The organism is Paenibacillus vietnamensis (genome assembly GCF_020169515.1).
Taxonomy (GTDB): Bacteria; Bacillota; Bacilli; order Paenibacillales; family Paenibacillaceae; genus Pristimantibacillus; species Pristimantibacillus vietnamensis.
Genome location: NZ_JAHMHW010000009.1, coordinates 170,191 through 192,161, shown reverse-complemented (window position 1 = coordinate 192,161; position 21,971 = coordinate 170,191). Strand labels below are relative to the sequence as shown.

The following is a 21,971-nucleotide window of genomic DNA, read 5'->3' as shown; positions in this document are numbered from 1 at the left end:
GAAGAAACTAGTCCGTTTTACGCTCCATTCTGCTGTACAAAGTGCAGTCTGGTGGCGACACGCCCGCGAGCCGCGCAAGTCTACTGTACAAAGTGCAGTCTGGAGGCAGCTAGTTCACTGGGCACCCCAATTCGCTGCACATTTTGCATCACAAACTCTTTGTGTCCCATTCCGCTGCACATTCTGCATCAGAAACCTGACATAGGACGCGTACGAGCAAGCTGTGCTGCATTTGTGCATCGGAATTAGCTCCATGGGCGCCACTTTAGGCTATATCCTGCGATTCTGATGTATAAAGTGCAGTCCAGAAGTAACTAGTCCGCTTTACGCACCATTCTGCTGCACAAAGTGCAGCAGAATGGTGACACCACCGCGAGCCGCGCGACTTCACTGCACAAAGTGCAGTGTGATGGAGTCTGCTGCATGAATTACAGCAGACCGGCGTATGCCGCATGAATTGCAGCAGACCGGCGTATGCCGCATGAATTGCAGCAGACCGGCGTATGCCGCACAGCCAGAATGAACGCGGGGGATGGCAAAAACATCAAACGAGAGGAGGAATTGCAATGTCAGCAGCAGCAGCATCACCGTTTACCGAGCACGGCCGGGATGCGGTTATCGTAGCCGCGGTCCGGACGGCGGTGGGCAAGGCGACGAAGGGAAGCCTCGCCGAGACGAGGGCGGAGGACCTTGGCCGCGCCGTCGTGAAGGGGCTGCTCACCCGGCTGCCGGGGCTCGATCCGGCGCAAATCGAGGACGTCATTATCGGCTGCGCAATGCCGGAAGGGGAGCAGGGGCTGAATTTCGCGCGCATCATCTCGCTGTATGCGGGGCTGCCGGTTACGACGCCGGCCGTGACGATTAACCGGTTCTGCTCGTCCGGCCTGCAGTCAATTGCCTATGCGGCGGAGCGCATCCGGCTAGGCGACGCAGACATCGTGCTGGCCGGAGGAGTGGAAAGCATGAGCCATGTGCCGATGTCCGGCTTCAAGCTGTCGCCGCATCCGGGGATCATCGACTCGATGCCGGAGGTATACATGGGCATGGGCCACACGGCCGAGGAGGTGGCCCGCCGGTTCGGCGTTACACGCGAGGCGCAGGACGCTTTCGCGGCGTCCAGCCACCGCAAGGCGGCAGCGGCGATCGCAGCCGGAAGGTTCGAAGCGGAAATCGTACCGATGACGGTCACGAGGTCCGGGGTGAACGATGCGGGCCGCCCTTGGGAGAAGACGTTCGTCTTCGGACAGGATGAAGGCGTGCGGCCGGAGACGACGGTTCAGACGCTGGCGCCGCTGAAGCCTTCTTTTGCAAGGGAGGGAACGGTGACGGCCGGCAACACCTCGCAGATGAGTGACGGAGCGGCGGCGGTTATGGTTATGAGCCGCGACAAGGCGGAGGAGCTTGGCTTCCGGCCGCTGGCGGTGCTGCGCAGCTACAGCGTTGCAGGCGTCGCCCCCGAGGTGATGGGCATCGGTCCGATCGAGGCGGTGCCGAAGGCGCTCGGGAAAGCTGGGATTTCGCTTGCGCAGGTTGACCTGTTCGAGCTGAATGAAGCTTTTGCGGCGCAGTGCGTGCCGATTATCGACCGGCTTGGCATCGAGCCGGAGCGGGTCAACGTGAACGGAGGGGCGATTGCGCTCGGCCATCCGCTCGGCTGCACCGGGACGAAGCTGTCGGTGTCGCTCATTCACGAGCTCGGTAGGCGCGGCGGCGGCATCGGCGTCGTGACGATGTGCATCGGCGGCGGCATGGGGGCGGCCGGCGTATTTGAGGTGTACGGAGCCCCGTGAGGCGGGGCTTAGGCTACTATCATCTGGTCTAACGGAAAGGAGAGCAGCGGCATGACGGAAACGATACGTTTCGGCGGTCGGTTTGTCGTCGAGGACAGTGTCCCGGAATCGGTCGTAACGCCCGAGGATTTCACGGATGAACAGAGGATGATGGCGGAGGCGGCCCTCCAGTTTATGGAGTCGGAAATTACGCCGCGCGACGCGGAGCTGGAAGCTTTGAATTACGGGCTGACGGTAGAGCTGATGCAAAAAGCAGGAGAGCTCGGCCTGCTCGGAGCCGACGTTCCGGAGGCATACGGCGGGCTCGGGCTCGATAAGGTGAGCACGACGCTGCTGGCGGAAACGCTGGCGCGCGCCTCCTCTTTTGCGTTGTCGGTTGGCGCCCATACGGGGATCGGTACGCTTCCGATCGTATTTTTCGGGACACCCGCGCAGAAGCAGGCTTATTTGCCCGCCCTCGCAACGGGTGAGCGGATTGCGGCTTATTGCCTCACGGAGCCGGCCTCCGGCTCGGACGCGCTGGGCGCCAAGACAACGGCGAAGCTGTCCGCCGACGGAAAGCATTATGTGCTGAACGGTTCGAAGCTGTATATTACGAACGCGGGGTTTGCGGATATTTTTATCGTATACGCGAAGGTCGACGGAGAATTTTTCACGGCGTTTATTGTGGAGAAGGGAATGGAAGGCTTCAGCGTCGGTCCGGAGGAGCATAAGATGGGCATCAAGGGCTCGTCGACCTGCCCCTTGTATTTTGAGGATGTGAAGGTGCCGGTCGCGAACGTGCTGGGGGAGGTAGGAAAAGGGCATCATATCGCCTTTAATATTTTGAATATCGGCCGGTTCAAGCTTGGCGCCGCCTGCCTCGGAACGTCGAAGGAGACGATCGAGCTGGCCTCCGCTTATGCGAATACGCGCAAGCAGTTCGGGAGGGCGATTTCCTCGTATCCGCTGATCGGCGCCAAGCTGGCGGACATGAACATCCGCACGTTTGTGCTGGAGAGCATGGTGTACCGCACCGCTGGCTGGATCGACGGCATGCTGCGAATGCTGGAAGCGGATGAAACCGAGGCCAAGGACGGTATGCGGGCGGTCAAGGCGATCAGCGAATATGCGATCGAATGCTCGATACTTAAGGTATTTGCGTCGGAGACGCTGGATTTTGCGGCCGACGAGGCGGTGCAAATCCATGGCGGCTACGGCTATATCCGCGAGTACAAGGTCGAACGGATTTATCGGGATTCGCGGATTAACCGCATTTTTGAAGGGACAAATGAAATTAACCGGATGCTCATCCCGGGCACCTTGATGAAAAAGGCGGTCAAAGGCGAGCTGCCGCTGCTGCGCAAGGTTCGCGCTCTGCAGGCCGAGCTGATGCAGCCGATGCCGCTGCCTCCGTTCGAAAAGACGCTCAGCAAGGAATCGTACCGGGTTCAGCAGGCCAAAAAAGCGTTTCTAGCCGTCGGCGGACTCGCCGTACAGAAGCTTGGCCAGCGGCTGGAGCAGGAGCAGGAGGTGCTGTGCTCGCTGTCCGATTTGATGATCCAGATTTTTGCGATGGAGAGCGCTCTGCTGCGGACGCAAAAGCTCGTCAAGGCTGCGGGAGAAGCCGATACGGCCAAAACGGAAAACGCGGTTGCCATGACGGCTGTGTATGTCCAGGAGGCGATGGAGAGTGTCGATTCGCTGGCCAAGCGGGCGCTGGCGGCGCTTGAGCAGGGCGACGGGCTGCAGATGCAGCTGTCCGTTTTGAAAAAGCTGATGCGCGCGCCGCTTACCGATACGATTGCGCTCAAGCGGGAAATCGCCGCCCGGGTGATCGGAAGTGAGCAATATGTCGTGTGAATGCAAAGGGGGAGAGCAAGCATGGATTCGCTCAGGCCGCAAGACCCGCTTACGCCCGAACCGAAAGCCTCCGGTGATTCGCCGGAAGATGCCGCTGCCGGGCTGGCGCAGGAACCCGAACCGTCTCCGCCTGCCGAGCCGGATGCCGGGCTGGATGGCGTTCAGTCCGAGCCGGAAGCCGAACAGCCCGAACCCGCAGGCGTTCAGTCCGAGCCGGAAGCCGAACAGCCCGAACCCGAGGCCGTTCAGTCCGCACCAGAGTCCGAACAGCCCGAACCCGAGGCCGTTCAGTTCGAGCCCGAGGAGCCTGAGCTTACGCGGCCATGGCTTCGCCATTATCCTTCCGAAATTCCGCCGTCGCTGAATTATCCGGATCAGAGCATCGCTCAATTTTTGCTTGAGGCGGTGAACCGCTTCCCGGATCAGACGGCGATACACTTTCTGGGCAAAACGATGACCTACCGCGAGCTGCATACCGACGCCGTACGGCTCGCCTCCGGTCTAATCTCCCTTGGCGTTGCCAAAGGGGACCGCGTGGCGATTATGTTACCGAACTGCCCGCAGGCAGTCGTCTCTTACTACGGTGTTCTTCTGGCAGGAGGCGTCGTCGTGCAGACGAATCCGCTTTATGTGGAGCGGGAGCTGGAGCACCAGCTTGCCGACAGCGGCGCAGTCGCAATCATTACGGTCGACCTGCTTTATGCGCGTTTGTCGAGAGTCAGAGGCGAGGAGCCGGAGAAGGGCCCGCTGCCGGGGCTTCGCCATGCCATTATCACATCGATTAAAGACGGACTGCCGTTTCCGAAAAATGTGCTTTATCCCATTAAACAACGCAGGGAAGGCTTCAAAGGGAATATTCCTTACGGCAGCTCCGGGGTAATCGCCTACAAGAAGCTTCTGGCTTCGAAGACCGGCCATATTACGCTGCCCGAGCTTGCCAAAGGAGCGGAGCTTGCGGCTTTGCAGTATACGGGAGGCACGACGGGAACTCCGAAGGGCGTCATGCTGACGCACCGCAATCTGGTAGCCAATACGCTTCAGACGTCGGCCTGGTGCTATAAGGCCGAGGATGCGAAGGAGCGGTTTTTAGCCGCGCTGCCTTTGTTTCACGTATTCGGATTAACGGTATTAATGAACATGTCCGTCCACCGCGCGGGGACGCTCGTCTTGCTGCCGCGCTTCGAGACGGAAATGGTGCTGCAGACGATCGGCAAGCAGCATCCGACGATTTTTCCGGGCGCGCCGACAATGTACGTCGCCCTGATTAACCATAAAGCGGCGTCCAACACGGATCTGTCTTCCATTAACGTATGCATCAGCGGCTCGGCGGCGCTGCCGCTTGAGGTGCAGGAGCAGTTCGAGTCGATGACGGGTGGACGGCTGATCGAGGGCTACGGCTTGACGGAGGCGTCGCCGGTCACCCATGCGAACCCGCTCTGGGGCAGGCGGAAAATTGGCACGATCGGCGTGCCGTTTCCCGATACGGACGCGGCCGTGATCGACCCGGCAACGGGCAAAAGGCTTCCGCAGGGCGAGCTCGGCGAGCTGGTCATCCGCGGTCCGCAGGTCATGCTCGGCTATTGGAACAAGCCGAATGAGACGGCCAAGGTGCTGAGGGACGGGTGGCTTCGGACGGGAGATCTGGCCACGATGGACAATGACGGTTATTTTACCATTATGGACCGGATCAAGGATGTTATTATTGCCGGCGGCTTCAATATTTATCCCCGCGAGGTGGAGGAGGTGCTGTTCGAGCATCCGGCGGTCAGGGAGGCGGCCGTTATCGGGGTAAAGGACGCATACCGCGGCGAAACGGTGAAGGCCTATATCGTCTTGAAGGACGGCTGGCAGGTATCCCGCAGCCAGCTCGACAGATGGTGCCGGGAGCGGCTGGCTCCGTTTAAGGTGCCGCATCACTATGTGTTCAGGGAAACGCTTCCGAAAACAATGGTCGGCAAGGTGCTGCGGCGCAAGCTGCAAGAGGAGGAAGAGGAGGAGAAGCGGAAGGAGCTTGAGGAGGATAACGGCAAATGAGCGGACAGGAGGAGAAGCGGCCTGCGCGGCAGGCGGATCACGCCGAAATGTTGGCCGGCCTGGCCGAGCGGGCGCAGTCGACCTTCTGGGGGCTGCTCGGATGCGAGGTCGTCCAGGCCGAGGCGGATAAAGCGGTCATCCGCATGGTTGCGTCAGAGCCGCATCTGAATCTGCTCGGCATTGTACACGGCGGCGTGCTGATGTCGCTTCTCGATAACGCGATGGGGCTTGCCGTTATATTGGCAACTCCCGGCGAGAAGGCGGTGACGGCGAATCTGAACACGCAATTTTTGTCCAGCAGCAGGGGAGGAACGCTTCTATGCGAGGCGGAGCTGGTGCACCGGACGGACCGCACTTTGACGCTTCAGGCGCGTGTGACCGAGGAAGGAGGCAAGCTGCTGGCTTGGGGAAGCGGTGCTTACCGGCTGATTTGAAGATATAGGAAAGTATATGTTTCACTCCTATACTGGCGCCTATATCTCTCGCTAAAAGTAGGCTATTGCCGCCAAGGGACGGCGCAGAACCGAGCTGTGCAAAAATGCAGCTTACAGCCCGTGCGCAGCGACAGCCGTTCCACCTTGAGCCGCGGCCGGAAAGTTGCTTGAGCGATTCGGATTCGCTATAATTATACCTAATATATGGAAGGTATAGGGAACGGACGATGAATAGATACGATCTTTTTAAGGCTGAGAAATAAAGGCGGGAAAGGAGGCGAGGGTATGGTTCAAGGCTGGGTAACGATGCTGGTGCTTGCGTTTGGCATTCTCGTGGCGGTCATCGGAGTTATTGCCTATTTAAGAATGTTTCGTAAAGACAGGCTGACGGGAGCGCCCGGTTCTTTAACCGATATCTCGCCTCCAAAGCCCGCGGCTGCGGTCTCCACAAGGGAAAATGCGCAGGATTTGGCATCCAAATCCGAACATGCCGCGCCGAGAGATTAGTAAATGTTAACTTTCACATTTTCAAATCAAGTGTTATAATAGTAAGAAAAATTAGAACATTTCGAATTATAGCCATGGAGTTACCTGCACCGAATGGGGGGACTTGCGGAGTTAGCTGCCGCTTGCGGTCTCGGATCTAGCTGTTTAGGACGACCATCCAACGTAAAGGGGAGATGATTTCATGGCGAAGCATAGCCAGAATGAAGTCAAGGAAAGCCTCAAGGAGCTCACAAGAATTTTTCAGCCCAAGGACCCGCGTAAATTTGTGAAGGACTACATCCGCAAGTATCGGATTACGGGCGGCTATGAGGACGAATTAACGACCTTGGTGGAGAACGAATTAGGCAGGATGAACTCTTCGGTCAGCTAACTCTACATGTGAAACAGCTTTGCAACTTGTCTAGACAGGTCGCAAAGCTTTTTTGTTTGTTGATTTTTTGGAGGTGATGGCTGAACATATTTTTGTCATAAATTTTGGGCATGTGAATCCGTTTGCCGGAATAGTCTTTTACATAAATAATTTCGCTCGGTATGAAGCGGAGCCTACGCCTATGCTTACGATGTGGATTTTGCAACGCAAAATCTTAAGGAGGTTAGCGCACAAATGGCATTGGATCTTAAAACGAAGGAACACATTCGAGGTATCCGCAAGGCTGGGCGCATCGTCGCTGCGTGCCATAAAGCGCTTTCGAAAAGAATAGCGCCGGGCGTCACGACGCTGGAAATCGACCGATTTGTCGAAAGATTTATGTTGGACCGGGGGGCAGCTCCGGCTCAGAAGGGCTATAAGGGTTATCCGTTTGCGACATGCGCTTCCGTCAACGAAGTCGTCTGCCACGGCTTTCCCGATTCGGTGCCTCTGGAAACGGGGGATATTGTCACGATTGATATGGTGGCCGACCTGGACGGATGGAAGGCGGATTCCGCATGGACCTATGCGATCGGCCAGACGACGTCGGCTACCGAGAAGCTGATGCTTGCCGCGGAGCAGGCGTTATTTGACGGCATTAAGCAAGCAGTCCCGGGCAACCGGCTCGGGGATATCGGCCATGCCGTGCAAGCGCGGGCCGAGCGCGCGGGCTTTCAGGTCGTGACGGCGTTCGTCGGGCACGGCATCGGCCGCAGCATGCACGAATACCCGGAGGTTGTGCATGCCGGCGAGCCTGGGCAGGGCATTCAGCTGGAGGAGGGCATGGTCATTACGATCGAGCCGATCATAACGGCAGGGAGGCCGGACATCTTCATCGCACAGGACGGCTGGACGGCGCGCACGGTCGATAACGGCTGGGCGGCCCAGTTCGAGCATACCGTTGCCGTTACGAAGGAAGGACCTGTTATCTTAACAAGGTGGGACTGATTTTTTTATAAATAAAGCCGAGCAGCGGCAGGTCGATGTGCGTGCCTGATGCTGACCGGCTTTTTGTGCGTTAAAGGGACTTTTTTTGGAACGAAGCCTGCACGAAGACCTGACGAAGCTTGGGCCAATAACTGGATTTCATGCGCATAATTTATGTCGTTAAACAACCTTTCCGATTATAACTGGATTCCTTGTATCTAATTTCCAGATTTCTTGGGAAAAGCGGAAATTCCATTGAAATAGATACAAGAAATCCAGCTATTTCGTAGCAGCAGCACCAAACGCTCGAAATAACTGCATTAAACCCAGTTACTTGTGCACGGATGCACCCGATCCGGGAGCCAGGGCAGGCGTCATCCAGCTATTTCGCCGCAACAGCCCCAATCGCTCGAAATAACAGCATCAAACCCAGTTACTTGTGCACCGATGCACCCGATCCGGGGGCCAGGGCAGGCGTCATCCAGCTATAACGCCGCAGCAGCACCAAACGCTCGAAATAACTGCATCAAACCCAGTTACTTCTGCACCGATGCACCCGATCCGGGGGCCAGGGCAGGCGTCATCCAGCTATTTCGCCGCAGCAGCCCCAATCGCTCGAAATAACAGCATCAAACCCAGTTACCTTTGTACGGATGCACCCAATCCGGTACAGGGGCGGGGGCAGGGGCCATTCTGCACGGATGCACCAGACCTAGCCCAGGGCCGGGCCGATATCGGTGCGGGCACACAATGTCGATGTCGCAGCAGTTGGACGTACAATGGCCGCAGTCCGGAATGACCGGCTTTCCCCGAAGCAATCGCATATGCCCTGCCTACTGAGCCTTCACCTTGCGGTAGTCGGTCGGAGTAACGCCGAAGCTCTTCTTGAACATCCGGTGGAAATAGGAGCTGCTGGTGTAGCCGCATTTGAGCGCGATATCGATGACCGACAGATCGGTTTGCTCCAATTGCTCCTTTGCGCGCTCCAGGCGGACATTGTTAATGACGTCAACGATCGCGTTTAACGTCTGCTGTTTGTAGATCCGGCTTACATAGATGGAGGACATGCCGAGCTCATCCGCAATCCAGTTCAGACCGAAGCTCGGGTTCGCATACTCCTTGTCGACCAGCTCGTTGATTTTGCGGACCAGCTCTTCCTGCTTGTTATTGCGCTTCATGGACAGCTTCGCCTGTATGTCCTCGAATAACGAGAAGAACACGTCCTTCAGCTCGCCGATCGTCTCGAACTTGTCGGGAGCCGGAATCGGAACGCCGATGCCTGCTTCGACGTCGAGATTGTTGTTTTTCTGAATCGTAAATAGAATGCTGTTGACCGACATCGTCAAATGGGAAATGGCCAGCTGCACGACCTGGATCGGATACCCGGCCGTCTCGTGTACGATTTCCGCGAACAGCCGCTTCGCTTCGTCCGTCTTGGACGTCATGAGAGCGTCCGTCAGCTTGCGCTCCTTATCGACCGGAAAGACGTATTCCTTCGATTTTAGATCCATAATGTCCTGGGCGTTGATGAGGCAGCCGAGGCCCAAAAACAACCGGTGCAAAGAGGCCTCGTGAACCATCTTGTAGAGGGCCGGCAGCTGCTGCGGCTGGTCGCTTTCCGTGCTGTAAGTGACGGAGATGCCGATTTTCAGGAAATCCATCGTCGACTGCCGGATTTGGCCCAGCACCGAGCGCAGCAGCTCGTCATCGTCCGCCGGCGTTCCTTCAAGCCGCCCCAGCAGCATGACGATGCAGTCGTCCTCCATGTCGACGGTTTCCACCCGGTAATGCTCGAGGCCGATTTCGCCGCTAATATTCATAATCGCGAATTTATAGACGGGGATGTCGGCGCCACGTGTCTCCTTCAGCTCGGCGAAGCGGTCGATTTTGATCATGACGACACGGTATCCGGCTCCGAAGGTAAACGTAATGCCGCTCTGGGCGAGCTTATGAACCTGCTCATCCGTCTGCAGCGCTTTGGTGCCCTGAATAAGGCTGCGCAGCGTGTTTTGGCGGATCGTATAGGAGCTGTTCCTTTTCTCGCTTTCCAACATGTTCATTTTGTCCACAATCTGATGGATCGGCTTGTACAGCATCCGCGACAGCAGCCAGGAGATGAACAGTCCGGCAATCATGATGGAAGCCGCGATCAGAAGCGTCATATTCCGGATTGAGGAAACGGCTGCCGTCACCTTGTCGTAAGGCGTGATGCGGACATACTGCCACTCCAGGGAGTCGGGGGAGGTGAAGCTGATCAAAGACTTTCTTCCTTCGAAATCCGCCACGATATATCCGGACGGCTGGTTCTTGATCCGGTCCGTCAGCAAAGTGCTGTCTTCGACGCCAAGCGTCTTCGCCTCCAGCGTATCGCCTGAGAGCAGACGGTCCTGATTGTCCAAAATGTACGATTTGCCGGCTGCATCGCTGCTGCTCACGCCGATATCTTTGTTAATCCAGGCGGCCGAGACGTTGATGATAACGGCGGAATTGATCGTCTGGTTTTTGCCGATGGCGTCATAACCCAGATAAGTATAGGCCTTCGTTTTCTCCTCGCCGGACAGCTGGTCGATCAAGTAGGTGCGCGGAATCGGCGTGAACGGCTTGTACTGCTGAAAGTTTTCCAGAATGTCCAGGATGCCTTTATCGGCTAGCTCGGCTCTGTTCAGCGTTCCGCCTTGTCCTTGACGGCTGGCCGTGTAAAACAGATCGTTTTTGGAATTGTATACATAAATCGATTCAATGAACGGCATCGAATTCAAATAGTTGTTCAGCTCGTTCATCGCGGCGGTCACATCGTAAATGTTGGGTTCGGTATAGAACATGAGCTTGGAGATCGTAAACGTCCGGTAAATTTGAAAGGACACGGATTGCGCGCTTTCGGTCATACTGATGACTTCTTTGCTCGTCTGCGTCAAGTTGCGGAGGTCCGACTGGTAAGCTTTTTTGAGATCGATCCGGGAATAAGTGAAAAAATAAAATAAAGACGATACAAAAAGCGTAAGCACGATGCACAGGGTGATGGTGAATAGCAGCCTGCTGTAAAGTTTTCCGTTGTTGACTGTGCGACTGGCTGGCATTGCAGCTCCCCCTTTTTGAAATGAAAAACCCGATTGTGCAGATCCGGTGAATTCGAAAGTAAGCGCTGTCCAATGCGACAGCCGTTTACGCTCGAAATATAAGAGTTTATAGGATTGACATAAAAATGACTTCTATTTCATCGCGAAACGAGCTTTTACCGCCAGAGGACGGCGCCAAGCCGTTTACGCTTGCCCGATCACATTTGTACATTATAAATGGGCGTGAAAAATGTAGCAATGAATAAGTTGAAGAATACTGCATTGAAGTGTTTTTATAAAGTGAACAAAATAAACCATAGTGAACTTATTGGCGAAAAGCCCGTCATACGGGCAAAAAATCGGCTTCCTCCGGCTGCCGCCGCGCATTCGGACAAGCCGATTCCGCAAAAGAGCGGCGCTCCGGTTCGCCCGCCAGACAGACAAACCGCAACGCCGATTCACGGGAATCCGGCGGCTGGCGGTTTCTTTTTTTGGCATGATTCCGGTTCCATGTACCGATTACTGCATAAAAGTATGAATCGTTCATTGCCGTCTTCGCCATTTCGTTCACAGACCTTGTATTCTTACTCTACCGCCCGGAACGGGGCTCCCCTACACTGAAAACAGATCAAGCGGTACCGAACCGACAGACAGACAAGAAAGCTTCGAAGGGAGAAATCATCTGCATGCAAAGAAAGAACGGATTATGGAAAGAGCTCGTGACGAACCGGCTGCTGTTTCTCATGCTGCTGCCCACGCTCTTATTCTTCATTATTAACTCGTATACCCCGATGGTGGGCGTCTATTACGCGTTCACGCGGTTCGACTTCAATACGAGCCTGTTCAACAGCCAGTTCGTCGGCCTTGAAAATTTCAAGTTTTTATGGAAATCGGGCGTCCTGGTGAAGCTGACTTTAAATACGATCGGATATAATGCGGTGTTCATCCTGCTCGGCAACGTGCTGGCGATCGCGCTGGCGATTCTGCTGAGCGAGCTGAAGACGCAATGGTTCAAGAAGCTGACGCAATCCATTATGTTTCTGCCGTACTTTGTTTCCTTCGTTATTCTGAGCGTTATCGTCTACAACGTGTTCAACTACGAAAGCGGGTTTCTGAACACCTTGCTCGAGAAGCTCGGAGCGGAGCCGGTGGACGTGTACAATACGCCTTGGATCTGGATCTTCCTTATTATTATCTTTTATCTTTGGAAAAATCTCGGCTACAGCATGGTTATCTACCTGGCTACCATTACCGGCATCAGCGAAGAATATTACGAAGCGGCGAAAATCGACGGAGCGAACATTTTTCAGCGGATCTGGTACATTACGGTGCCGATGCTGAAAACGACGTTCGTCATGCTCCTTCTGTTCGCACTCGGCAGCATCATGAAAGGGCAGTTCGATTTGTTCTACCAGCTGGTCGGCAACAACGGCATGCTCTACAACACAACGGACATTCTCGATACGTATGTGTACCGTTCCTTGAAGGTAACCTTCGATATCGGCATGTCGACGGCTGCAGGCCTTTACCAGTCGCTGTTTGGCTTCGTGCTGATTATGACGGTTAACTACATCATTAAGAAAATCAACGACGAGTACGCTTTGTTCTAGGAGACGGGGAGACAGGCCGCTGCGCGTGCCATTTGATCTTCCAATCGCGTTGAAACCCCATTCTTCTGATTTCCTTAGACCTTAATAGGTGAAGAATGGGTTTTCAAAAGCGACCGCTTCGCTTTTCCAGATTCAAATGGCCCGCTCCGCCAGGTCTTACCCTGTAGGTAGAAGTCAAAGCTAAGCAATCCAAGGAGGTCCACATGAAAATTAAAGACGATAACTATATGAAGTGGTTCAGGCTGATTGCCTTTGTCGTCATTTTGGTCTCGACAGTAGCTTGCCTGTTTCCGTTTCTGCTCATCATCTCCGCGTCGCTGACGCAGAATGAGGCGATTATCCGGGACGGCTACAATTTGATCCCGACCGTTTTCTCGCTGGAAGGCTACGCAACGGTGTTCCGCTTTCCGAAGCAGGTGCTGCAGGCTTACGGCGTGACGACGCTGACGACGGTGATCGGCACGACACTCGGCTTGTTCCTGATGACGATGGCCGGCTACGTGCTGCAGCGGAAGGATTTTAAATACCGGAATTTCTTCTCCTTCATGATCTATTTCACGACGCTGTTCGGCGGCGGTCTTGTGCCGTGGTACATCCTGATGACCAAGTACCTGAAGCTGACCGATACGATGACGGTATTGATTTTCCCGGGTCTTATGACGCCATTTCTTATTATCCTGATGAAAAACTTCATTCGCTCGGCGGTTCCCGATGAGGTCATCGAATCCGCGAAAATCGACGGAGCGAACGATTTCACCATTTACAGCCGGATCGTGCTTCAGCTGTCGATGCCCGGCATCGCAACGGTTGGCCTGTTTCTGGCGCTGCATTACTGGAACGACTGGTTCACCTCCTCGCTGTTCATCAACGACACGAGCAAGTACCAGCTGCAATACTACTTGTACAACGTCATCAATGCGATGAGCTTCGTCGCGCAGATGGGCGCGGGCACCGGCGTATCGCTGGGCAGCGACATGCCGACCGAATCGACGAAGATGGCGATGTCCATTATCGTAACGGGTCCGATTCTGTTCCTGTACCCGTTCGTTCAGCGTTATTTTGTAAAAGGATTGACGATTGGCGCGGTTAAAGGTTAGAACTAAACAGGGGATAAGAGTCCGCGTTTAGCTAACATAGATGGGTTGATCATAAAAAGGGAGGATTCATATGTTTAAGAAAGCAGGAAAAACAGTATCGGCACTATTAACGACCGCCATGCTAGTATCCGCGCTGGCCGCTTGCTCCTCGAACGGCGGCAATACCGGCGGTGCAACGAATGCGCCTGCCAATAGCGGCACGAATGAGGGAGCGGGTGCGGCAACGGGCATCGACACTTCGAAAGCGGTAGAGCTTCAGTTCTACATGCTGGGCGACGCTCCGAAGGACCTCGCGTCCATCCAGGACGAAATTAACAAGATGGCGAAAGAGGATTTGAACGCAACCGTTAAATTCAACTACACTTCGTGGACGGATTGGGATCAAAAGTACAAGCTTCTGCTCGGCTCCGGCCAGCAGGTCGACCTGATCTTCACGGCGGAATGGACGCAATACCAATCGTACGCGAAAAAAGGCGCATTCCAGCCGCTCGACGAGCTGCTTCCGAAAGCCGCGCCGGCTTTGAACGAGTTTGTGCCTAAGGATATGTGGGAAGCGGTCAAAATCGACGGCAAAATTTACACGGTTCCAGCTACGTACAAGGAATACGTAACCGACGGTTTCGTATGGCGCGAAGACCTTCGCAAGAAATACAATCTGCCTACTCCGGTAGATATCGCGACTTTCGAGCAATATATGGACGGCATCAAGAAAAACGAGCCGACCATGACGCCGCTGTCGATGAACTCCGACGTAAAAACGAACCTGATGGACCGCTTCAAAGCGATCTCGCATTCTCCGGTCGGCGCGCTTCCTTACGGCATCGATGTGAAATACGATTCGCCGGGCGAAGTGAGCTCGTACTGGGGCTCCGAAGATCAGAAGAGCGACCTTGTCACGCTGAAGCGCTGGCAGGATAACGGCTACATGGTGAAAAACGTGCTGGCTGTTAAGGACACATTGCAGGACCAGGTAACAAGCGGAAAGGCTGCTGCGATTCTCGGCGACAACCCTACCCGTTTCAATGACATGGTAATTAAAATTCAATCGACGCACCCGGACTGGGAGCTTGGCTATTATCCGTATCCGAAAACGAACGGCATCGCAACGCCGGTTCACCCGATCCACAATGGCTTCGCAATTCCGGCGAGCAGCAAAAACGCAGAACGCGCTTTGGCGTTCTACGAAAAAATGGTAACCGACAAACGTTACAACCTGCTGACCCAATACGGCGTGGAAGGCAAAAACTATGAAGTGAAAGACGGCTACTACACGATGATCGGCGATTCCACGTCCAACGGCTTCCCTCGCGAGGGCATGAACGGCTGGGCATGGCGCAACCCTGAATTTATGTTATTCGATAAAAACTACGACGGCGTAAAAGCGATTTTCGACGAGCTGGACAAAATCCAGGTGCCTGACAAATTCACAGGCTTCGCGGAAGACTACACGTCCTACCAAGCGGAAAGAGCGGCGCTTGAGCAGGTGGAGAAGCAGTACCTGTTCCCGCTTAACGCAGGTCTCGTGAAGGACGTTGACGCAGGCTTGAACACCTTCATGGAAAAAGCGAAGCAAGCCGGCCTCGAGAAAATCCAGGCGGAATATACGAAGCAATGGCTCGCTTACGTTCAGGAGCAAGGAATAAAATAGGTTCATGATCAGGGCTGTCTCAGAAGTGGTTTTTAATACTGATGAGACAGCCTTGCTTGAGAATAAGAGGTCAAAATAGAAGCAAAGGTTGTCAATATAACGGTAAAGCGTCGGTTACGCCATTGTTATAATGATAATCGAGCAAGCGTGAAAGCGCTTAATTTCTCTGAACGGGAGGAAATGACTTCATGAAATCCATTCCTGCATTATCGAAAGTGATGCTGGCGCTGATGATCGCGCTGCCGGGCACAATGCCTGCGTATGCGGCGTCGGCCGAGGAAGCCGAGGTCCAGCAGGAGGAGCAGGCCGGCGGGCACGCGCCGGAAGGACAGCTTGAAGCGGAACAGCAGGCAGCAGAGCAGCAAGCGGAGCAATCTGCAGAAGAGCAGCCTGCGGAGCAGTCCCAGGCATTAGCGGAAGCGGCGGCCGGACCGCTGTTCGAGGATGATTTTCAGGACGGCAATCTGGAGGGCTGGACGCTTAATAACAGCAGCATTATTAAAAATGCCGACGATTCCGCAGCTGCAGGCAACAAGATGCTGTATGTTAACGCCGGCGACGAAGCGCTGGCAACCATAGCGGCGGAAACCGGCGACGATTATGTTTACGAAGCGAAAGTAAAGGCGCTTGGAGCAGGCGCTTATCCCGGCATTTATGTCCGTTATAAGGATGCGAACAACTACTACTTATTCCAGCCTCAGCCGAAGGACAAGAAGTTTGTCATTTCCAAAAAGGTGAATGGAACCAGCACGACCTTGAAGGAGGTCGGTTATCCTGTCGAAGCGAACAAATGGTACAAGATGCGGTTCGTCGTCGAAGGCAGCTCGATTAAGGCTTATGTGGACGATGCGCTCTATTTCGACGTAACGGACACGGCGCTGCCGACAGGCAAGCCGGGCTTCCGCTCGAGATGGGAGCCGTCCGCGCTGGACGACGTGCAAGTGTGGAACATTCCGGATCCGAAGCCGTCCGCGCCGGGCGCCGTACAGGCGTCGAACGTAACGGCAACGGCTGCGACGATCGGCTGGGAGAGCGAGCTGGAAGGGGCGACCTACCGCGTATATCGTTCCACTAGCCCGACCTCGGGCTTCGCGGCGGTTTACAGCGGAACGGAAACATCGTTTGTCGACACCGGTCTCGCCTCAGGCGTCACTTACTACTACCAGGTTGCCGCCGAGATCAATAAGTATGAAGTGAAGGCGGAGACGATCAGCGTAACGACCGTGCTGGTGCTGCCGGAATCGCCGGACAAGCTGCCGGGTATTGTGGCGGCGTATTCCTTCGACGAAACCTCCGGCACGCAAGCGGCTCCCGTTAACGGAAGCAGCAATACGGGCAAAGCCACACTGGCTGGAGGAGCATCGTGGACAGCGGGCAGAACGGGCGGAGCCGTCGATTTGAACGGCACGAACGGCCATGTGACGCTCCCGGCCGGTATCGTCAAGGATCTGAACGATATGACGATTGCGACCTGGGTGAAGCAGGATACGCTGAAGCAGTGGGCTCGCGTCTTCGATATCGGACTGGGCACGAACAATTACATGTTCTTCACAACGGCGACGAACGGCGGAGAATCGCGTTTCGTCCTCAAAAACGGCGGAGCCGAGCAAATCGTCGGAAAAAGCCCGGCCCAGCAGGCGGCGAACAAATGGGTTCATTACGCCATGACGCTCTCAGGCAACACAGCTATTCTGTACGTCGATGGGGTGGAGGTTGCGCGCAATGCAGGCATTACGCTGAAGCCGAAGGATCTCGGAAATACGACCCTGAACTATATCGGCCGGTCAATGTTCAGCGCGGATCCTTATCTGGACGGTAAAATCGACGATTTCTACGTGTTCAACCGCGCTCTCGGCCCTGCGGAGATCGCTTTGTTCACGCAGACGGAGGATGCCGGGAAAGCGGCTGCGGATCAGGCTGCGCTGACGCTTCCGGGCGATCTGAGCAAGGTGATGAGCCATTTGACGCTTCCGGTACAGGGAGCGAACGGCTCGAGCATTTTTTGGCAGTCCGATAAACCGGAATTCGTCGACGGTACGGGCAAAGTAACCCGTCCGGCGTTCGGCGAGGAAAATGCGGCTGTCGTGCTTACGGCCACGATCAAGCGCGGCAACGTCACTTTGACGAAAACATTCAACCTGACCGTGCTGGCAGAGCTCTCCGATGCCGATGCGGTGGCGGTCGATCAATCGGTCCTGACGATCGGGAAGACGAATCAGGTGACCGCCAAGCTGACTTTGCCTCAAACCGGAGCCAACGGCACGGAAATCAGCTGGAAATCCGACCATGAGACGTATTTGCGGCCGGACGGCATGGTAAGAAGGCCGGCGATCGGCCAAGGCGATTTGCAGGTTAAGCTGACAGCTTCGATTAAGCGGGGCAGCGCGACCGGTACGAAAGTGTTTGATGTGACGATTTTGGAGCAGGACGAGTTCTCCGCTTACCTGTTCGCTTATAACAAAATGGCGGACGGCGCCGAAAAGCTTCATTATGCGGTCAGCCGCAACGGCAGAAACTGGACGGAGCTGGGCGTAAGTCCGGAGCTGGTGACAGCCATCGAGGGCAGCGATACCTTCAAGCTGAATTCGGAGGACAAATGGTACAAATACACCTTCACGAACGGCTCGTGGTCGCTATCCTCCACGAAGGATACGGAAGGCGCATGGACGCAGGAGGCGGCAAGCTTCTTCACGCTTCCGTCGGGAGCGCTTGCGGGCAGCTTCAAGCGGATTAACGAGGCGGAATGGAGCCGTCTGGTCCACGGGCTTTCGACGCCAAGAACGCTGAATCCGCTCACCGTCTATACGGGCAAAGGCTTTGAACCTAGATTGCCTGAGCTGGTGAAGGTAGACTACACGAACAATTTGTACACCACCGTGGCAGTGGAATGGGCTGAAGTCGATCCTGCGGATTATGCGGCTGCCGGAACCTTTAAGGCGGACGGCACCATCAAAGGAACGAATACGGTCATCCAGGCGACGGTGAAAGTGGAGGACCGCAGCAGCGACCCGAATCTGATCCGCAACGGAGAGTTCTGGTTTGACGACGAGGGCGGCATGATTCAGGCTCACGGCGGCCATATCATCAAGGTTGAGGACACGTACTACTGGTTCGGCGAAGACAAAGGGCATAATTCGGCGGTGCTGAACGGCGTTTCCGTCTATGCTTCCAAAGACTTGAAGACGTGGGAGTTCCGCAATACGGTTCTGACGACGGCTTCGCATCCGGAGCTGGCATCGGCGAAGATCGAGCGTCCGAAGGTCGTTTATAACAAAAAAACAAGCAAATACGTGCTTTGGGGACATTGGGAGGAAGCGGGCAACTACAACCAGGCCAATGTCGTCGTAGCGGTGTCCGACACGGTCGACGGCGACTACGAATACCTGTACCGGTTCCAGCCGGGCGGCATGCAGTCGCGCGACTTTACCGTGTTCCAGGATGACGACGGCTCCGCGTATCTGTTCTCTTCTTCCAACAACAACGCGGATATGAATGTTTTTAAGCTTACCGACGATTATCTGTACACGGAAAAATTCCTGTACACCCTGTTCCCGGGCGGCAAGCGGGAATCGCCGGCCATCGTGAAGAAGGACGGCATCTATTACATGTTCACCTCGGGCTTGTCCGGCTGGTATCCGAACCAAGGAAACTATGCGACGACAACGTCCCTGACGGATAAGAGCAAATGGTCGGAGCTGAAGCTGTTCGGCGACCCGGCTACCTACTATACGCAATCTTCCTTTATTTTGAGCGTGTATGGAACGGAAAAGACATCTTACGTCTATGTGGGCGACCGCTGGAATCCGACTGCGCTTATGAACTCGCAGTACATTTGGCTTCCGCTGCAATTGGACAACGGCGTTGCGGAAATTAGCTATGCAGGCGACTGGGACTTGAATGCGCAGACGGGCCGTTTCGAAACGTCGAAGGATTTGCTCGTATCGGAAGGCAAGCCGGTTGCCGCAAGCGCGGGAACGAATCCGGCGGCGGCTAACGACGGCAATTATTTGAATTATTACGAATTTGGCGGCACCTTCCCGGTTACATGGCGGGTTGACTTGGGCCGCGAATACGATTTGAGCCGCATCGATCTGAGCTGGCGGGAATGGAACGGCTCGGAAGTGTACGTTACGTACAAAATCGAAGGCAGCAACGACGATAAAAACTATGATCTGTTAATCGATCAGAGCGCCAACCGTACGACTTCCTTCAACAGCCATAAGCTGAAGGACAAATACCGTTACGTCCGTGTGACGATTCTCGGCCAATTCGGCCATACGAACAATGCGGACCGTCCGGTAACCTGGTATACGGGTCTTCATGAGGTGAAAATTTATTCGTCGGATATGAAGCTGGATACGCCGCAGGGCATTACGGCGATGCCGTTCGTCACGTCCGTGGGCGCCAAAGAGGCGACTAACGTGAACGTGAAGTGGAATGGCGTTCCGAATGCAGCGGGCTACATCCTGTACCGTTCGACGGAGGAAAACGGAACGTATGCCGAGGTATACAACGGCAGAGCAAACGAATTTGCCGATCACGGCTTGAAGGTTAATCAAACCTATTATTACAAAGTGAAGGCCGTGCATCCGGGCGGGGAATCCGAAATTTCGGTAACGGCTGCCGCTAAAACCTTTGCCGTGCCGGGCAATCTTGAGCTGTACGACAATACGGTTAAGATGAACTGGCTGGATGAAGAAGGAAACGCCCGGATTTTCCCTACACTGAAAGCGGGCTCGACTTATTACTATTATCAATACGAGAGCGATGCGAACGGCTTTAAGCAGATCAACGTTCAAACGTCGCAGGACGGAAAGACATGGTCGGAGAAAAAGGTCGTTCTGGACCGCACCTCGCATCCGGATCTGGCTGCCTGCAAATTCGAAGGGCTGTATTTTACCTACAACGAAGCAACGGGTAATGTCGTAGCGTGGATGCACTATGAGAACAACAAGGACTACTCGCTCGGAAGAGCGGCTTCGATGTCGGGAGATCCGGGCGAGGCGTTAACCTTCAACGGCAGCTTTAGGCCGGAAGGCAACGATTCAAGGGACATTACGTTCTTTAAAGACACGGACGGCAAAGCGTATATGATTTCGGCGGGCAATACGAACAGCGATTTGTTCATGTACGAGCTTAACGCCGAATATACCGACGTCGTAAGGCAAGTGGCCAAAATCCATGAAGGCCAGCACCGCGAGGCGCCGAGCATGATCGTGAAGGACGGCTACTACTACCTGTTCACTTCGGAAGCGGCCGGCTGGTATCCGAGCAAGGCGATGTATTCCTCCGCTCCGTCGGTGGAAGGACCGTGGTCGGAGCTGCGTCCGATCGGCAGCACCTCGACCTTCTCCGCGCAGTCGGGCGGAGTATGGACGATCGAAGGCACGGAAACAACCTCCTCCATGATGCATGCGAACCGATGGCTGCACGGGTGGGCGAGCGGCGCAACGGGCTCGACGCAGCGCTGGCTGCCGATTGCTTTTAACAACGGTTATGCTTCCTACGATTACTACAATAAAGTTCTCTTTAACAGAGAGACGGGAGTTGTCGTTCCGGTGCAGGACGGGCTGCTTTTGTCCGAAGGAAAACCTGCTTACGCGCAGGATTGGCTGGACAACGGCAAAGCCTCCAAAGTGAACGACGGGGATTACTATACAAACTGGGTGTCCGCTAATGCGACTTGGCCGAAGTGGTGGACCGTTGATCTTGGAGATGTCTATAACCTGAGCAATATCCAGATTTCCTGGTATCTGCATAAGGGCTCGGAAGGTTATCCGAAGTACAAAATCGAAACGAGCACGGACGGAGTCAGCTTTACGACGGCTTTGGACCGTACGGACAACCTGGATTACGGCTTCACAACGGACAAGCTGACCGGAGAGGCCAGATACGTTCGGGTCCAGCTGATCGATGCGAAGCTGCACAACAATCCGACGAACTGGTACACTCCTCAGCTGGGCGAGGTGAAGGTGTTCGGGACGCCGCTGGATAAAACGGCACCGGTTACGACGGCCGCAGCGGCCTCCGAGCATCCGGAAAACGGCAGCGGATGGTACAAATCCGATGTGACGCTGACGCTGAATGCGGCAGATGACGGCGCAGGCGTAAAGCTGACGGAGTACCGGTTGAATGGCGGCCAATGGAAGGTTTATGACGGGCCGTTCATTATCTCGGACGAAGGAAAATCGGTGATCGAGTTCCGGAGCACGGATTTGGCCGGCAATGTCGAAGCGGTCAAAACCTTTACGGTGAACATCGACAAGACGAAACCGGTGTTGAAGCTTAGTCCAAGCAAAACCGTACTCGGAACGCCGAATCACAAAATGATTCCGGTTCATATGTCGGTATCGGCGGAAGACGGCGGTTCCGGCGTGGCTGGGATCAAGCTTGTGTCCATCACCAGCAATGAACCGGACGATGGAGAGGACGACGGCAACACAACGGGCGATATTCAGGAAGCCGAGTCAGGTACGGACGATGTCGACTTTTTGCTCCGGGCAGAGCGCTCCGGCACAGGAAACGGAAGAGTGTATACGATCACTTATTCCGTTACCGACTTGGCAGGTCATGAAACGTTAGGCTCGGCAGAAGTGAAGGTAGCGAAATAACATGCT

The 21,971-nt window shown here is 55.1% G+C and carries 13 protein-coding genes; 11 read left to right on the top strand and 2 right to left on the bottom strand.

All coding sequences use genetic code 11. The features are described from left to right. The first annotated feature begins 566 nt into the window (after window positions 1-566). The 7 genes from KP806_RS18060 (at window position 567) to map (ending at window position 7,964) form a co-directional block, all read left to right on the top strand. Window positions 567-1,790: an acetyl-CoA C-acyltransferase gene (locus tag KP806_RS18060; protein ID WP_224725121.1), complete on the top strand. Its 1,224-nt coding sequence runs from the start codon at window positions 567-569 to the stop codon at window positions 1,788-1,790. 51 nt (window positions 1,791-1,841) lie between these two features. Continuing rightward, window positions 1,842-3,632 (top strand): acyl-CoA dehydrogenase family protein, encoded by a 1,791-nt coding sequence (locus KP806_RS18055; RefSeq protein WP_224725120.1) that lies wholly within the window; start codon window positions 1,842-1,844, stop codon window positions 3,630-3,632. Between the two features lie 21 nt (window positions 3,633-3,653). Next, entirely contained in the window at window positions 3,654-5,666 is a 2,013-nt protein-coding gene (locus KP806_RS18050) for a long-chain-fatty-acid--CoA ligase (protein ID WP_224725119.1), read from the top strand. Beyond that, entirely contained in the window at window positions 5,663-6,100 is a 438-nt protein-coding gene (locus tag KP806_RS18045) for a PaaI family thioesterase (RefSeq protein ID WP_224725118.1), read from the top strand. Before KP806_RS18050 ends, KP806_RS18045 begins: the two co-directional genes overlap by 4 nt. Before the next feature lie 285 nt (window positions 6,101-6,385). Further along, on the top strand, window positions 6,386-6,607 hold the full coding sequence (locus KP806_RS18040; RefSeq protein ID WP_224725117.1) for a hypothetical protein: 222 nt from the start codon (window positions 6,386-6,388) through the stop codon (window positions 6,605-6,607). Between the two features lie 181 nt (window positions 6,608-6,788). After that, window positions 6,789-6,977, top strand: coding sequence for a hypothetical protein (locus tag KP806_RS18035; RefSeq protein WP_224725116.1), 189 nt, complete (start codon window positions 6,789-6,791; stop codon window positions 6,975-6,977). A 234-nt stretch (window positions 6,978-7,211) separates the two neighbouring features. After that, complete coding sequence (gene map, locus KP806_RS18030; protein WP_224725115.1) at window positions 7,212-7,964, top strand: type I methionyl aminopeptidase; 753 nt, start codon at window positions 7,212-7,214, stop codon at window positions 7,962-7,964. Window positions 7,965-8,776: 812 nt separating this feature from the next. Here the strand turns inward: map and KP806_RS18025 are convergent. Then, window positions 8,777-11,020, bottom strand: coding sequence for an AraC family transcriptional regulator (locus KP806_RS18025; RefSeq protein ID WP_224725114.1), 2,244 nt, complete (start codon window positions 11,018-11,020; stop codon window positions 8,777-8,779). A 322-nt stretch (window positions 11,021-11,342) separates the two neighbouring features. Next, window positions 11,343-11,546, bottom strand: a complete 204-nt coding sequence (locus KP806_RS18020) for a hypothetical protein (protein ID WP_224725113.1) — start codon at window positions 11,544-11,546, stop codon at window positions 11,343-11,345. Between the two features lie 139 nt (window positions 11,547-11,685). On the opposite strand from KP806_RS18020, the gene KP806_RS18015 reads away from it, so the two are divergent. The 4 genes from KP806_RS18015 to KP806_RS18000 all read left to right on the top strand — a co-directional run bounded on the left by KP806_RS18015 (window position 11,686) and on the right by KP806_RS18000 (window position 21,965). Beyond that, window positions 11,686-12,609: an ABC transporter permease gene (locus KP806_RS18015; RefSeq protein ID WP_224725112.1), complete on the top strand. Its 924-nt coding sequence runs from the start codon at window positions 11,686-11,688 to the stop codon at window positions 12,607-12,609. Window positions 12,610-12,812: 203 nt separating this feature from the next. After that, window positions 12,813-13,706 carry a carbohydrate ABC transporter permease gene (locus KP806_RS18010; protein WP_224725111.1) on the top strand — a complete coding sequence of 298 codons (894 nt, stop codon included), beginning with the start codon at window positions 12,813-12,815 and terminating at the stop codon, window positions 13,704-13,706. Window positions 13,707-13,776: 70 nt separating this feature from the next. Further along, window positions 13,777-15,354 carry an extracellular solute-binding protein gene (locus KP806_RS18005; protein ID WP_263575762.1) on the top strand — a complete coding sequence of 526 codons (1,578 nt, stop codon included), beginning with the start codon at window positions 13,777-13,779 and terminating at the stop codon, window positions 15,352-15,354. Between the two features lie 188 nt (window positions 15,355-15,542). After that, window positions 15,543-21,965 carry an immunoglobulin-like domain-containing protein gene (locus KP806_RS18000; RefSeq protein WP_224725110.1) on the top strand — a complete coding sequence of 2,141 codons (6,423 nt, stop codon included), beginning with the start codon at window positions 15,543-15,545 and terminating at the stop codon, window positions 21,963-21,965. Window positions 21,966-21,971: the final 6 nt, after the last annotated feature.

What these genes read in the sequence shown, in the direction of transcription:
- KP806_RS18060 (WP_224725121.1), top strand. Translation starts at nt 567, where the DNA reads ATGTCAGCAGCAGCAGCATCACCGTTTACCGAGCACGGCCGGGATGCG.
- KP806_RS18055 (WP_224725120.1), top strand. Translation starts at nt 1,842, where the DNA reads ATGACGGAAACGATACGTTTCGGCGGTCGGTTTGTCGTCGAGGACAGT.
- KP806_RS18050 (WP_224725119.1), top strand. Translation starts at nt 3,654, where the DNA reads ATGGATTCGCTCAGGCCGCAAGACCCGCTTACGCCCGAACCGAAAGCC.
- KP806_RS18045 (WP_224725118.1), top strand. Translation starts at nt 5,663, where the DNA reads ATGAGCGGACAGGAGGAGAAGCGGCCTGCGCGGCAGGCGGATCACGCC.
- KP806_RS18040 (WP_224725117.1), top strand. Translation starts at nt 6,386, where the DNA reads ATGGTTCAAGGCTGGGTAACGATGCTGGTGCTTGCGTTTGGCATTCTC.
- KP806_RS18035 (WP_224725116.1), top strand. Translation starts at nt 6,789, where the DNA reads ATGGCGAAGCATAGCCAGAATGAAGTCAAGGAAAGCCTCAAGGAGCTC.
- map (WP_224725115.1), top strand. Translation starts at nt 7,212, where the DNA reads ATGGCATTGGATCTTAAAACGAAGGAACACATTCGAGGTATCCGCAAG.
- KP806_RS18025 (WP_224725114.1), bottom strand. Translation starts at nt 11,020, where the DNA reads ATGCCAGCCAGTCGCACAGTCAACAACGGAAAACTTTACAGCAGGCTG.
- KP806_RS18020 (WP_224725113.1), bottom strand. Translation starts at nt 11,546, where the DNA reads ATGAACGATTCATACTTTTATGCAGTAATCGGTACATGGAACCGGAAT.
- KP806_RS18015 (WP_224725112.1), top strand. Translation starts at nt 11,686, where the DNA reads ATGCAAAGAAAGAACGGATTATGGAAAGAGCTCGTGACGAACCGGCTG.
- KP806_RS18010 (WP_224725111.1), top strand. Translation starts at nt 12,813, where the DNA reads ATGAAAATTAAAGACGATAACTATATGAAGTGGTTCAGGCTGATTGCC.
- KP806_RS18005 (WP_263575762.1), top strand. Translation starts at nt 13,777, where the DNA reads ATGTTTAAGAAAGCAGGAAAAACAGTATCGGCACTATTAACGACCGCC.
- KP806_RS18000 (WP_224725110.1), top strand. Translation starts at nt 15,543, where the DNA reads ATGAAATCCATTCCTGCATTATCGAAAGTGATGCTGGCGCTGATGATC.